At 67.5% G+C, this 13,061-nt stretch carries 13 protein-coding genes; 6 read left to right on the forward strand and 7 right to left on the reverse strand.

Annotation, left to right across the window (positions count from 1 at the left end):
- Nucleotides 1-24: 24 nt before the first annotated feature.
- The 3 genes from EJK15_RS02640 to EJK15_RS02650 form a co-directional block, all read right to left on the reverse strand.
- The gene (locus tag EJK15_RS02640; RefSeq protein ID WP_138708729.1) at nt 25-429 is read right to left on the reverse strand and encodes a cation:proton antiporter; all 405 of its coding nucleotides are present in this window, start codon (nt 427-429) and stop codon (nt 25-27) included.
- Nucleotides 430-476: 47 nt separating this feature from the next.
- Complete coding sequence (locus tag EJK15_RS72570) at nt 477-896, reverse strand: SpoIIE family protein phosphatase (protein ID WP_206060620.1); 420 nt, start codon at nt 894-896, stop codon at nt 477-479.
- A gap of 78 nt (nt 897-974) precedes the next feature.
- A complete protein-coding gene (locus EJK15_RS02650) occupies nt 975-1,823 on the reverse strand; it encodes a universal stress protein (RefSeq protein ID WP_138708730.1) in 849 nt (282 codons plus the stop codon).
- A gap of 273 nt (nt 1,824-2,096) precedes the next feature.
- Between EJK15_RS02650 and EJK15_RS02655 the strand changes: the two genes are divergently transcribed.
- From EJK15_RS02655 to EJK15_RS02665, 3 genes are all read left to right on the forward strand, one after another.
- Nucleotides 2,097-2,798 carry a CBS domain-containing protein gene (locus tag EJK15_RS02655; RefSeq protein ID WP_138708731.1) on the forward strand — a complete coding sequence of 234 codons (702 nt, stop codon included), beginning with the start codon at nt 2,097-2,099 and terminating at the stop codon, nt 2,796-2,798.
- Between the two features lie 165 nt (nt 2,799-2,963).
- Nucleotides 2,964-3,164, forward strand: coding sequence for a hypothetical protein (locus EJK15_RS02660; protein ID WP_138708732.1), 201 nt, complete (start codon nt 2,964-2,966; stop codon nt 3,162-3,164).
- Nucleotides 3,165-3,227: 63 nt separating this feature from the next.
- Entirely contained in the window at nt 3,228-4,031 is an 804-nt protein-coding gene (locus tag EJK15_RS02665) for a WS/DGAT domain-containing protein (RefSeq protein ID WP_276615352.1), read from the forward strand.
- A gap of 445 nt (nt 4,032-4,476) precedes the next feature.
- On the opposite strand, the gene EJK15_RS70045 is transcribed toward EJK15_RS02665, so the two are convergent.
- From EJK15_RS70045 to EJK15_RS02680, 3 genes are all read right to left on the reverse strand, one after another.
- Nucleotides 4,477-4,638, reverse strand: coding sequence for a hypothetical protein (locus tag EJK15_RS70045; RefSeq protein ID WP_171074066.1), 162 nt, complete (start codon nt 4,636-4,638; stop codon nt 4,477-4,479).
- A gap of 288 nt (nt 4,639-4,926) precedes the next feature.
- Nucleotides 4,927-5,628, reverse strand: coding sequence for a CBS domain-containing protein (locus EJK15_RS02675; protein ID WP_138708734.1), 702 nt, complete (start codon nt 5,626-5,628; stop codon nt 4,927-4,929).
- A gap of 262 nt (nt 5,629-5,890) precedes the next feature.
- Nucleotides 5,891-8,482, reverse strand: coding sequence for a bifunctional acetate--CoA ligase family protein/GNAT family N-acetyltransferase (locus tag EJK15_RS02680; RefSeq protein ID WP_138708735.1), 2,592 nt, complete (start codon nt 8,480-8,482; stop codon nt 5,891-5,893).
- A gap of 361 nt (nt 8,483-8,843) precedes the next feature.
- Here EJK15_RS02680 and EJK15_RS02685 point away from each other — a divergent pair, with 361 nt between their 5' ends.
- From EJK15_RS02685 to EJK15_RS02695, 3 genes are all read left to right on the forward strand, one after another.
- Entirely contained in the window at nt 8,844-10,175 is a 1,332-nt protein-coding gene (locus EJK15_RS02685; protein ID WP_138708736.1) for a PP2C family protein-serine/threonine phosphatase, read from the forward strand.
- A 155-nt stretch (nt 10,176-10,330) separates the two neighbouring features.
- Nucleotides 10,331-11,458, forward strand: coding sequence for a fructose-1,6-bisphosphate aldolase/phosphatase (gene fbp / locus EJK15_RS02690; protein ID WP_138708737.1), 1,128 nt, complete (start codon nt 10,331-10,333; stop codon nt 11,456-11,458).
- A gap of 27 nt (nt 11,459-11,485) precedes the next feature.
- Nucleotides 11,486-12,346 carry a universal stress protein gene (locus EJK15_RS02695; RefSeq protein ID WP_138708738.1) on the forward strand — a complete coding sequence of 287 codons (861 nt, stop codon included), beginning with the start codon at nt 11,486-11,488 and terminating at the stop codon, nt 12,344-12,346.
- An 80-nt stretch (nt 12,347-12,426) separates the two neighbouring features.
- Here the strand turns inward: EJK15_RS02695 and EJK15_RS74140 are convergent, their stop codons facing one another.
- Nucleotides 12,427-12,951, reverse strand: coding sequence for a cation transporting ATPase C-terminal domain-containing protein (locus EJK15_RS74140; RefSeq protein ID WP_338089841.1), 525 nt, complete (start codon nt 12,949-12,951; stop codon nt 12,427-12,429).
- Nucleotides 12,952-13,061: the final 110 nt, after the last annotated feature.

A 13,061-nucleotide genomic window follows, 5' to 3' on the forward strand; every position in this document is an offset into this window, starting at 1 on the left:
TCACCACCGACTCCGACCTGCTGGTCACCGAGCTGGCTCGTCGAAGGACGACCACGCGCCCAGGATGGTCTTGGCCCGGTCCGACAGCCGGTTGTCGGCCATGACCGAGGCCACGGAGGGCGGGTCGATCTGGGCCACGGCCACTGCGAGGATCATCGCTCTCGGGTCGCCGGAGACGAGATAGACCACGCCGGCGATGAAGGCCGCCTTCAGCAGCACCCCGACGGTCACCGCGAGCAGGATCAGGCGGCCGTGCTGGCGAGCCTCAGTGCGGTCGATACCGTGCGTGCTGCCGTACAGACCCACGGCGAGCAGCAGGCTGCTGAGCAGCAGGTAGGCGCCGGAATGCTCCAGCCCGGAGACACCGCCCAGATCGGCCGCAAGCCAGCCTAAGCCGACGAGCACGATCAGGAATGCGATTCTGGCCAACGTCGGCTCCTTGGAAAGCTCAGCCTGCCCGAGATCATACGATCACGTCATCGCCTCTGCGAGATGTTCGGATCCTCCCGGGACGGGATGGTAGGTCGGCAAACGAACGTGCTCCGCCTTCGGCGTCGACTCGGAGGCCGATCATTACGGCGGTAGGTGCGACGGGGTTTAGGGCTCCCGGCAGCGCAGGAGCAACATCGCGGCATCGTCCTGCTAGGGTCCGTCGACATGGGCCACGAGATCCAGCCGAAGCTTCTCCAATGCCTCCTCCGGATCATCTCCCTCCAGCAGTTGTAGGCGCTCGGGGAGCGGGTAGAAACGGCCCTTCGGTCGCGTGCCTCGATCACCCCGTCGGTGTAGATGAGGATCTGGTCGTCGGGCTGGAAGGCAATCCGGTGCGGTTCCGGCCGTTGCGCCTGGAGTTCGGACAGGCCGAGTGGCGCGGCGTAGGCGTCCGAGAGCCGCATTGTTGCTGGCCAGGAATCCCGATCCCGGGGAGCTTGCGGACATGTGTCGAAGGTCCCTGCCGGGGCTCCCGGCGTGATTTACCGTGCACCTCGAAGGCGGACCACGGCGACCGGGCAGTGAGCGTGGTGCAGCACGCCGTGGCTGACGGAGCCCAGCACCGTGGATGCCATACTGCCGTGCCCTCGGTTGCCAACCACGACCAAGTCCGCATCCTTGGATGCCTCAGAGAGCGCCGCGACCGGATGCACAGAGGTGATGTCCTCGATCACGTTGACCTCAGGATGCTTGGCCCGCCAAGGGGCCAGTCGATCGCGGACGAACTCGTACTGGGCTCGTCGTAGCCGCTCCAAGTCGAGCGAGAGCGCATGAAGGGGAACGGCGTAGGCGTAGACGGTGCGCAGCGCTGCTCGGCGCAGGGACGCCTCGGCGAAGGCGTGAGCCAGGGCAGGCTCGGAGGATTCGGTCGCGTCCAAGCCTGCCACGATTTGCCCGCGTTCGGCCGCTGTCGGCCGTACCACGACGACCGTGCCGTGGGCGTGGCCCGCCACTCCCAGGCTCACCGAGCCGAGCAACGCGCCACCGAATCCGCCCCGGCCGCGCGAGCCGACCACCAGTTCGGTGGCCGACTCCGCCTGCGCCCGCAACTCCGCCACGGCGGATCCGGTCTTCACCTTGGTGGTGACCTCGAGGCCGGGCCAGCGGGCCCTGACCATCTCGGTCTTCTCTTCCAGCATCGCCTCCGCTGCTTCCCCGAGTGTCGTCAGCAGCCACGGAATCGGGTAACGCGGAAGGTCGTAGGTGCCGCGTTCGATCACATGCACGAGCTCAAGCCGGAGCCCCTTGCGTGCCGCGTCGGTAGCTGCCCACGCGACGGCGGCATCGGCGCCCGGCGAGCCGTCAGTGCCCACGACGATGACGTCGTTCATGGTTGCGCCTTTCGTTAGCCGTCGCAGACCTTTCCGCCCGGACCTCCTGCCCGAAACGCGGCAAAGCCGCGGCAAAGGTCCTCAAGGCTGTGCTGTAGTCACCGGCGTCCCATGCGCAATTCCCTCCTTCACCATGGCGACAACCATTTGATGGCCACGCCACGGGGACTGACGAACGATGGCGCGAGTGAGGACTTTCGCCCCTACCGAGCCGGTCCTGCTTGTGCGTGGGATGGAGTTGTAAAGAGTCGCGGATGCGAGGAGATGAGGCACATGCGCGCCAAAGTGAGCGACGTCATGACCAGGGACGTCGCATCGGTCAACGGGAGCACTCCGTTCAAGGAGGTCGCCGAGATTCTCATCGCCCATGCGGTGAGCGCGGTACCTGTGGTGGATGCCGAAGGTCATGTCATCGGCGTCGTGTCCGAGGCGGATCTCCTCCGCAAAGAAGAGTTCCGGGAGCAGTTCTACCGGGAGGGATACCGGCCGCCGCTGCGCGCTCGGCTACGTGAGCGCATGGGCCGCGAGGGGCACAAGGCCGGAGAGAAGGCACTCGGTGACACGGCGGCCGAGCTGATGACGGCGCCGGCGGTCACGATCACGCCTGCCGACACGACGGTCGAGGCGGCACGGCTCATGCAGGAGCACGGAGTCAAGAGACTGCCGGTCGTCGATGAGGACGGCACGTTGCTGGGCATCGTCAGCCGCCACGACCTGCTCAAGGTCTTCGTCCGGCAGGACGGGGACATCGCCCAGGAGGTGCGCGAGGACGTCCTCGATCGCAGCTTGTGGGTGGATACCGACGACGTCCGCATCAGGGTGGATAGGGGCGTCGTGACGCTCAGCGGGTCCGTGAACCGCCGCAGTGACGCGGAGATCGCCACGCGGATGGTCCAGCGGGTCAACGGCGTGGTCGATGTGATCGACAAGCTGGAATGGAAGGAAGACGACACGCTCAGGTGGAGTGGGCGATAGCGCTCCACGGAAATCGTCGTCCATGGTGCGCTGCCCGCGCTGTCGGCGGCGGGCAACGCCAATGGACTACCTCGATTCACTCTGCTGCGGCTGGGAAGGGTTCAGCAGAGGAGACAGGTACATAGCCGCAGGTCAGTGCCCATGGACTCGGCTTGGAGTCGGGATTTGCTCCTCACCACCAAACCGGATCGGCCGTTTCTGATGGAAGGCTCAGTACGCGACGTGGCCGCAGAGATCGATCAAGCGGTCGCTTTCGCCGAGCAGGCACCACTCGAACCGGTAGAGGATCTCACCACGTTCGTCTACAGCCCGACGTCGCCCACGAGCGGCACGCTGCCCGCAAGGTCGGCGAAGGCGGCGTCGTGACTGAGGTCACGACGACCTATCGCGAAGCCACACCTGCTGAGATTCGCGGGCGAGGCGCTACCGGTGCTGGATCAACTGCCCGTCGTCTCGCGACTGCCAGGTGCGGGCCGACTGTCGCGATGGGCACGACGCGCATCCTTGCCCGAGCTGCCGGATCTCGCGGCTCCGCACACCCCGCTGAGCGGTCCGGTCTCATCCCACCGCCGCTACGCCTTCGCCGAGCTGCCGCTGGAGGAGATCAAGCGGGTCAAGAACGCCTTCGGCGTCACGGTGAACGACGTCGTGATGACGCTGGCGGCCTCCGTGTTGCGCCGCTGGCTGCTTGCCCACGCGGCACTGCCGGACGTTCCCCTGGTCGCGGGCGTGCCGTTCTCCTTGCGTGAGCGAACGGCGACGACCGAGGGCAACCAGGTCACCATGATGATCACACAGCTGCCCACGCATGTGGCCGATCCTCGTCGACGGCTTGAAGCCGTGAGTCAGACGATGCAGCAGATCAAGGAACGGTTCGCTCTGACACCGGCGTGCTTGCTGCGGGAGTTCAGCGCGAGCCTGCCGGCCGCGCTGAACGGCCTCGCTGACCGCGCCGCGTTCGAGCTGGTGGGCAGGACGGCACCACCCATCAATGTGATCGTTTCCAACATTCCCGGCCCGCAGTTCCCGCTCCGGATCGCGGGAGTCAAGCTACTCGCGCACTATCCGGTGTCCGTGATCACCGAGGTGAGCGGGGCCCTGAACATTACGGCCTTCTCCTACGACGGCCGCCTCGACGTCGGGATCATCGCCTGCAGGAAACTGGTCCCCGACGTGTGGGCCTGCTCCGGCTACCTGCGCGAAGCGCTGGACGAGCTCAAACCCGATTCCTAGTACGGCAGGACACGGCCGGAAGGCGTGCGGGTGTCGACCCACTCATCGGGGCGACATGGTCTCGGGCGTACTGAGATTCGAATTCGCCGCACCGGGATCACCTCCCTGTCTGGCCTCCTTCACTCCACCCTTTCGCAGATAGGCGGCCGTCCCTAGGGACCAAAGACCCATCTGGCGAGGGCCGACGCCCACTGAAACCAGGACGAAGAGCGATGCTTGTCGACCAGCCGCGTGCCGGGCTGTTTCGGGGCCGGCACGGGTGCCGCAGACGGGGGCGCCGCCATCGGTCTTGGAAGGCAGCTGTCAACGTCGGGTCAGGGGTTGCTCGCGAGGGTTGACCCCGGGCTGGGCTCACGAATTTGGCCCTTCAAGCCTACCCACCAGGCTCCTTACCGCCTGATGGTGATGAGAGGGGTGTCCTTCGCCACCGACGTGGGGATTCGTGTCAAGGCACGGCGAAGAGCCGGGGAAGGCAGGTACGCCGATGTTCGTTGATCGTCGTGATGCGGGTGTACGTCTGGCCGAGCATCTGACCGGGCTTGTCGCCGAGGAGAATGTGGTCGTCCTCGGGCTGCCCAGAGGTGGCGTGCCTGTGGCGGCTGTACAAGATCAGAACCGTCTGAGCCTCCACCTCACCATGGCCGATCTGGCGGCCGTGCCCCAGACGGGAGCGGTGCCAAAGCCGACGCCCTGCATCCGTTGACCTTCGAACACCACGCAAGCTGGTGGACCTGCATGGTGACTCTGGATGTATGACGCCGCTTGGACGTGATCGATCTCTTGACCGGCACGGATGCGGGGAGTTGATCGACGTGGAAGCGCGCGTGTTGAAGAATGTGAGCGCCACCTAACGGAAAATGCCGGCGATGGAGAGCATGTCGCTGGCCTGGGTCCATCACCTGCGCTTCCAGGCAGGGGTGTCGTCCTGCCTCCAGGTGATGTGGTCGATCACATGGACCACCCCGTGCACCCGCTCGACCATGCAGACCGCGATCCGGGCGTCGCTGCGCCGCTGCATGGACCCGAACAGCGTCACGACACCCTGCTCCACCGTGGCTCGCACGTCGGAGGTCTTAGCCCACAGCGAGTGGGCCAGGATGTCCTCGCGGACTTCACGTGCGATGTCGGCATCGGAACGTACGAACACCTGCAGCAGATCACGCCGACTGACGATGCCCTCCAGTCGCCCCTCCTTGCCGACGACCGGCAACCGCTTGACGCCGTGCTCGGCCATGAGCCGCATCGCCGACACGACCGAGGCGTAGGGACCGATCGTCACCGCGGGGGTGGTCATCAGGTCGGCGGCGGTGTCGCCGCGGGCCCGGCTCCTGACCTTCGGACCCTCCTTGCTCAGGCCACGGCGCAACCGGGCACGCAACGGCGGCTGGTAGCCCTCCCCGTAGTACTGCTCCTTGAACTCCTCTTTGCACAGCAGATCCGCTTCTGAGATGACGCCGAGGACACGACCTTCGTCGCCGACCACGGGGACGGCGCTGACGCCATGTGCGATCAACACTTCGGCCACGTCCTTGAACGAGGCGCCGCTGGTCACCGACTTCACCTCACGGGTCATCACATTCCGTACCTTGACTCGCATCGCACATCTCCTTGGAATGGCACCCGCATCCGGGAGCCGCCCCAGCTGAGCCAATGGACTCCGTAGCCCTGCCCCTTTGGGTGATTAGTGCCCACTAATCCCATCTTGGATCGGTCGTATGGGCAGGTAGCGAAGGTCGCCAGTCGTTCAGTCAGGGAGAGTGTGGTACGGGTGAGGCGCGCGGGGAACCGGTCGTGCCCGCTCGCTGGTGTCGATACCATCAGCCGGTTCCGAGGGACCGTGCGATGGGCGCTAAACCAGGTCAGCGCAGCCGCCGGAGCAGTAGCGGGGGCGGCGGCTCGCAAGACGCCACCTTGATGCGTGCGTCCACCGTGGTAGCGCCGTCCGGGGTGACGATGACCGGGTTGAGGTCGAGCTCGGCCACCTGAGGAAGGTCGTCGAGCAGCCTGCCGATTCGCGTGATCTGATTGGCGAGAGCATCGACGTCCACGGGTGGCGAGCCGCGGTAGCCGTGCAGCAGCGGGGCACAGCGCAGCTCGTTGATCATGTCGCTTGCGTCTGTGACGGGCGGCACCCGAAAGGTTCGGTCAGCCAGCAGATCGGCCAGCACGCCGCCCATGCCCGCCATGACCAGCGGTCCGAACGCCGGGTAGTTGACGCCACCAAGGATGATCTCGACACCGGCAGGCAGCATGCGCTGGACGATCGCGCCGGTCATGTCCGGGCCGACACGTTCCACGATCTCTTGGTACGCCTGCCGGACCTCATCCGGAGTGCGAAGGCCGAGCCGGACACCGCCGACCTCATTCTTGTGCACGGGGCCCACGGCCTTCAGCACGACAGGTAGCCCCAGCCGCGTGGCCGCCTCAGCGGCGGCCTCGGAACCGTCCACGTCGATGGACGCCACCACAGGCACGCCGTAGCAGCCCAGCAACCCGGCGACTGCCACCGGTGAGAGCCAGCGGCCCTCGGGATGCGCCGCCAGCTCCGCCCGGATGATCTGCCGCGCCGTCTCGGTGTCCGCCCGCACGGGCGGGGCGGCGGGTTCGGCAGGGCGGCGGCGCCATTCGGCGTACCGGACGGCGTGAGCGAGGGCTTCGACGGCCTGCTCGGGAAAGGCGTAGCTGGGAATCCGGCCGTCGATTAGGTCGTCATGCCCGGCGACGCAGGCCAGCACGGTTTTGTCCGCGCCATCGGCCGCGTCGGCGATGGCCTGGCGGGTCGCGTTCAGGCCATCGCCGAACGGTGGGGTGTAGACGACGAGGACCATGTCCACGTCAGGTGAGGCGACGAGTGCCGCGGCAGCTGCGCCGATCTCGGCTGCGCCGGCATCCGCGGTCAGGTCCACCGGGTTGTCCAGCGCAGCGGCGGCGCGAGCGTCGAGAAGTCCGGGCGGCAGCTCGGGGATGAGCAGGCCGTGGTGCTCGCAGGCGTCGGCGGTCATCGCCTGGGGCCCGCCGGAATTGCCGACGATCGCCACCCGGCGCCCGCCCGGCAGAGGCTGGGTGGCCAGGAGCCGGGCGACATCGATCAGCTCGTGCACGCTGTCGAGCCGGATGACCCCGGCGGCGCGGGTGAGCGCGTCCACCGCCACGTCCGGGGTGGCCGCGGCGGCGGTGTGCGAGCGCACCGCCCGATTCCCGGCACCGCCGCGGCCGCTCTTGACCAACAGGATCGGCTTCCGTGCCCCGACGCGGCGGGCGATGCGGGCGAACCTGCGTGGGTTGCCGAACGACTCCAGATACAGCGCGATCACATCGGTGCCGTCGTCGTCCTCCCAGTATTCGAGGAGGTCGTTGCCGCTGACGTCGGCCTTGTTGCCGACCGACACGAACGAGGAGATCGCCAGCCGGTCAAGCAGCGCGGCCCCGACGGCGCCGGACTGTGACATGAGCGCCACGCGGCCCTGAATGGGGTGGTGGGGCAGGAAGCTGGCGTTGAGCCGCGCCCCGGTGTTGATCACACCTAGGCAGTTGGGTCCGACCAGCCGCATCCCGGCCGTACGGCAGATCGTCAGCAGGTCTGATTCCGCATCGCGCCGCCCTGCCTCGGCGAATCCCGATGTCAGCACCGCCAGCCCCGCCACCCCTGCGTCCGCGCAGTCGCGGGCCACTTCCAGCACGTGCCGGGCCGGCACCGCCACGACCGCCAGGTCGACGCCGTCGGGCACCTTGGCGTGGCACGCCAGCCCGGCCACTTGGGTGGCATTGGGGTTGACCGGGTAGATCGCCCCAGGGAAGCCGCAGTCGATGAGGTTGCGCAGCACCTTGTGGCCGACGGCCCGCTCGTTGCGGCTGGCGCCGATCACTGCCACGGAGCGGGGTGCGAGCACTCGTGCCAGTGACGCTCGCTCGGCCTCGTGGTCGCGGGCCTCGATGCCTACCCGCAACCGGGGGGTTGGCTCGGCGGCGATGTTGAGATGCAGCATGCCGCCCTCCATGCGCTGTTTCACCTCCAGGCCGAGGTCGTCCAGGACGCGGATCATCGGCCGGTTCTCGGCCAGGACGTCGGCTGTCAGTTCCCGGATGCCGTGTTCCGCCGCGTCCAGGACGAGGTGCTCGAGCAACAGCGTGCCCAGGCCATGGCCGTGCACCGCGTCGTCCAGGAGGATGCCCAGATCAGCGCTGCCGTTGCCGGTGGGGATGTACTCGGCGACCGCCACCAAGCGGCTGTGAAGACTGGCGACCAGCGCGTGCCCGCCGTATTCGTCGCTGGTGATGCGGTCCATGTAGCAGTGCGCGGTGTTGCGGCCGCCGGTGAAGAACCGCAGATATGCCGAGCGTTCCGACGAACGGTCCACCAGCTCGTGCAGAGCCTGCCGGTCGGCGGGCCGCAGTGGGCGTACGTGGGCGATGCCGCCATCACGCAGCAAAACGTCGTAGCCCTCGGACATGCTGGATCTCCGTTCATCACCTGTCGCGCCGATCCATAACGCCCACCGTCGAGGCTCTCCGATGGGCGGTGCGTTGGGCAGTGCTGGATGGCCTCGGCCTCAGGGCCGAAGGTCCCTGACTGTCAAGCTTGCGATGATCGTGTTGTCTCCTCAGCGGCCGTGTGCCAGGTGGTCGCTCTGATCGGTCCCTGTCATTCAGGGAAGCTGCCACGACCTGCGCCAGAGGCATTATCCCTCGTCAGAGGGGTAAACGTAGATAGTCCGTTCGGCGCGTGGCGCACTGCATGACGCTCCGGATCAGCGCCGATACTTACTGGTGAGGGCCACAGAAAAACGAGCACTTAGCCACTGGGTGGCCACGATGACGGGGAAAGCGGAAGAGTCACAGCAGCTGGACACCCAGGGGACGCGTCTGCGCCTGGGCGCCGAATTGGAGCAGATCGCCGAACAGCTCAGGTCTCTGGCTCGGGCCCAGGACCAGTTGCATGACTTGTACGAGGCCGTCCTGAGCCGGGACGTGGAGCTGTCCGTCGTGCTGGGTTTGATCGTGTCCACCGCGATGAACCTGGTCGGTGCCCGCTACGGCGCGCTCGGCGTACTTGATGAGAAAGGCGACAGCCTTACCTTGTTCGTCCCCATGGGCCTGTCGGAGCGGGAAAGGGCCGACCTGGCCGGCACGGAGCTTCCTCACGGACACGGTCTGCTCGGGCATCTGATCAGTCATCCTGAGCCACTGCGCGTCGATGACATCTCCGCCCACCCGGATTCGGCAGGCTTCCCGTCCGGCCATCCACCAATGCGCACCCTGCTGGGAGCCCCGGTCATCGTCCGAGGCAAGATCTTCGGAGACCTGTACGTCTCCGAGCGGCTCGACGGACGGTCCTTCGACGCTCATGACGAAGCCTTGATCGTCGCGCTGGCCGGCGCCGCGGGGCTCGCCATCGACGACGCCCGCCTGTACGAGGAAACCCGCCGCGACGCCGAGCGCTTCCAGCGACTCCTGCTACCGCGGCTCCCTGAGCACATGGAACCGTTCGACGCTGCCGCCGCCTACCGTCCCGCCGCTATCCCGGGCCACGTGGGCGGAGACTGGTACGACGTCATGCTCGTCCCCGACCGAGCCTGCGCGGCAATCATCGGTGACGTCGTCGGACATGATCTCCAGGCCGCCGCCGCCATGACCCAGACCCGCAACATGCTGCGTGCCCTCCTCTACGACCAGCGCACCTCGCCGAGCGCCGTCCTCACCCAGCTCGACCGCATGCTCCACGCCATCACGGACAACCCTGTCACCACCGCGTGCCTCGCCCGCGTCGAACCCGAAGCCCATGGCTGGACACTGCGCTGGAGCAGCGCAGGCCACCCGCCGCCACTGCTGCTCACCCCCGATGAGGAGGCCCGCTATCTGCACGCCGACCCTGACCTGCCCCTCGGCGTCGACTCCGCCCAGCCGCGCCACGACCACACGCAGCCCTTGCCCTCAGGCGCCACAGTGATCTTCTTCACCGACGGGCTCATCGAGCACCATGAGCGCCCGATCGAAGCAGGAATGGAACACCTTGCCGCCATCGCCATCGCCACCGCCCATGCCGCCCTGCCCCTGTGCGACTTCGTGCAGGCACTGATCGACCAACACCCCAGCGACGGCCAGGACGACATGGCCATCCTGGCCGTGCGCACCCCGCGCATCTGACCCCGCCGGAAGTCTTCAGTACAGCTGCGAAGTGATCAACGCGTGTGAGCAGCCAGTCGGTACGAATGACCCCTGCCATTAGGGACTAAATCCCCTATCGGGACAAAGGGTCGTAATCCAAGGCTGAGAGGAAGACTCAATCGGGGGTGATCAATATGATCACGTTGAGCATCATCAAGGCTGATACCGGGGGGTTCGTCGGTCACTCGGCCGTGCATCCGGACATGATGGCCGAGGCGCGTCGCGAGGTTGGCCGGGCCATCGAGTCCGGGCTGCTCATCGACGGGCACGTGGCGAGCTGCGGCGACGACGTCTCGCTCATCATGACCCACACCTACGGCCCGGACGCCGACCTCATCCATTCCTTCGCCTGGGATACCTTCCAGGCCACCACACACGTCGCCAAGGAGCTCGGGCTCTACGGCGCCGGCCAGGACCTGCTGTCGGACGCCTTCTCCGGCAACCTGCGCGGCATGGGGCCCGGCTACGCCGAGCTCGACTTCGAGGAGCGGCCCTCGGAGCCGGTGATCTGCTTCCTGGCCGACAAGACCGAGCCGGGGGCGTGGAACCTGCCGCTGTACAAGATGTTCGCCGATCCGTTCAACACCGCCGGGCTGGTCATCGACACCAAGATGCACGCTGGCTTCACCTTCGAGGTCTACGACCTGTACGAGGAGAAGCGCATCTTCTTCGACTGCCCGGCCGAGCTGTACGAGATGCTGATGTACATCGGCGCCCCGGCCCGCTACGTCGTGCACGGCGTGCGCTCCAAGACGCTCGGCGAGACCGCAGCCGCGACCAGCACCCAGCGGCTGTCGCTGATTGCCGGTAAGTACGTCGGCAAGGACGACCCGGTGATGATCGTCCGCTGCCAGTCCGGGCTGCCCGCCGTGGGCGAGGTGCTGGAGCCCTTCACCTTCGCCTACGGGGTCGCCGGCTGCATGCGCGGTTCGCATCACGCGCCGCTCATGCCCGTCTCCAGCGAGCACGCGCACCCTTCGCGCTTCGACGGCCCGCCGCGCGTGGTGGCCCTGGGCTTCCAGATCCACGACGGCAAGCTGATCGGCCCGCGCGACCTGTTCGCCGACCCCGCCTTCGACCGGGCGCGCGAGCAGGCCAACGAGGCCATGGACTACCTGCGCAGGCACGGCCCGTTCGAGCCGCACCGGCTGCCCTTGGAGGACCTGGAGTACACCACCATGACCGTCCTCACCGAACGACTCGCCAGCCGCTGGACCCCGATGACAACCGAGGTCGCCACGGCTGGTACGAGCCGAAGGTAAAGCACACCAACGCACGAGGCGGCAGCAATGACAATCCCGATCATCGTCGGCGTGGACGGATCACCGTCCTCGCTGCAGGCCGCGAGCTGGGCCGGACAGGAGGCCGCCCTCCGCGGCACCGCGCTGCTAATGCTGTACGCGGTGTCCGGGTGGGCCCAGGACGTACCGCTCGTCCCCGAACCGCGTAGCTGGGGAACAGGGTCGGAGGCCGCGGCCGGGGAGATGCTCGGCCGCGCGGCCGTCCATGCCAGGGCTAGCAGGCCGCATCTGAGCGTCACCACCGACATCATCGGAGGCGGACCGGCGGACGTGCTGGTCGCTGCGGCTCAAGAGGCGCAGCTCCTGGTCGTGGGAAACCGTGGCCGTGGGGGCTTCGCTGAGCTGCTGTTGGGTTCGGTGAGCCGTGACGTGGTGGCCAGGGCACCGTGTCCGGTGGCCGTGATCCGGCAACCGTACGCCGGTGACCGCGGCGAGATCGTCGTGGGGGTCACCGGAAAGCCAGGCCAAGACTTCCTGCTGGACTTCGCCTTCCGCGAGGCCGCGCTGCGCCACGCCACCTTGCGGGCCGTTCACGCCTGGGTGCATCCCGCTACGAGATGGCCGGGCGACATGCAGCCGGTCGTCTATGACGTCGACGGAGTAGGCCAAGAGGAGGCGATCCTGCTGGCTCAGGCCGTCGCCGGCTGGCGGGAGAAGTTCCCGGACGTCACGCTCGTCCCGCACCTCGTCCACGAGCACCCGGCAAAAGCGCTGATCGACGCCTCGAACGAGGCCGACCTCGTCGTCATAGGGGCGCACAGCGGAGCTTCAGCCCTGCTCGGCATGGGTGGCGTCGCTCATGCCGTGCTCCACCATTCACGCGTGCCCGTTGTCGTGGTCCGGCCCTGACCGGCCTGCCCGGGCGAGTCCTTTCGCCCGGGCCGATGAACAATCGCCACCACCGCGTCGGGGGGGTCGCGACATGGTCATTACCTACGTCGCGCTTGCCACGCCTTGTGCACGGAGTCAGCGCCGACCACGGCCGGGATAGCCAGCGCGGCCATCGCCCAGCCCGCCGCCGGAGGAAACGCGCCACCTAGGAGGCGGGCCAGTGGCGGGAAGCCTACGAAGACCAGCAACATGATCGCTTCGATCGTCACAGCCCACAGCAGGAGCCGATTGCCCAGCAACGGCACTCGCCCGGCCCAGCGGGTCTCGCTACGGCAGACGAAGGCGTTGGCAAGCTGTCCCAAGACCACCGCGGCGAAGGCGGCGCCCGAGGCCGCGGCCAGCACTGCGGTAGATGGCTCGACGCCGAGCGCCCAGCCGCCCAGCGACAGCACGGTAAAGAAGGCGGCCATCTCCACCAGGGCCTCGGCGGGCCCCAGCACGCCGAAGACGCGGAGGAGGAGACGCCGCTCGATCAGCGCGCCGGTGCGCGTGGGGCCGCGCATGGTGCGGGGGTTGGCGGGCTCGGCGCCGAGGGCGAGGGCGGGTAGCAGGTCGGTGCCGATGTCCCAGGGCGAGCACCTGCAGCACGCTCAGCGCGAGTGGGAGCGTGCCGCCGCTCAAGGCCCACACCAGAAACGGGGTGAGCTCGGCGACGTTGTCAGTGAGGTGGTAG

It is taken from the genome of Nonomuraea basaltis, from assembly GCF_005893125.1.
Taxonomy (GTDB): domain Bacteria; phylum Actinomycetota; class Actinomycetes; order Streptosporangiales; family Streptosporangiaceae; genus Nonomuraea; species Nonomuraea basaltis.

Coding starts and splice junctions, on each gene's coding strand:
- EJK15_RS72570 (WP_206060620.1), bottom strand. CDS start 896: ATGCGGCTCTCGGACGCCTACGCCGCGCCACTCGGCCTGTCCGAACTC.
- EJK15_RS02650 (WP_138708730.1), bottom strand. CDS start 1,823: ATGAACGACGTCATCGTCGTGGGCACTGACGGCTCGCCGGGCGCCGAT.
- EJK15_RS02655 (WP_138708731.1), top strand. CDS start 2,097: ATGCGCGCCAAAGTGAGCGACGTCATGACCAGGGACGTCGCATCGGTC.
- EJK15_RS02675 (WP_138708734.1), bottom strand. CDS start 5,628: ATGCGAGTCAAGGTACGGAATGTGATGACCCGTGAGGTGAAGTCGGTG.
- EJK15_RS02680 (WP_138708735.1), bottom strand. CDS start 8,482: ATGTCCGAGGGCTACGACGTTTTGCTGCGTGATGGCGGCATCGCCCAC.
- EJK15_RS02685 (WP_138708736.1), top strand. CDS start 8,844: ATGACGGGGAAAGCGGAAGAGTCACAGCAGCTGGACACCCAGGGGACG.
- fbp (WP_138708737.1), top strand. CDS start 10,331: ATGATCACGTTGAGCATCATCAAGGCTGATACCGGGGGGTTCGTCGGT.
- EJK15_RS02695 (WP_138708738.1), top strand. CDS start 11,486: ATGACAATCCCGATCATCGTCGGCGTGGACGGATCACCGTCCTCGCTG.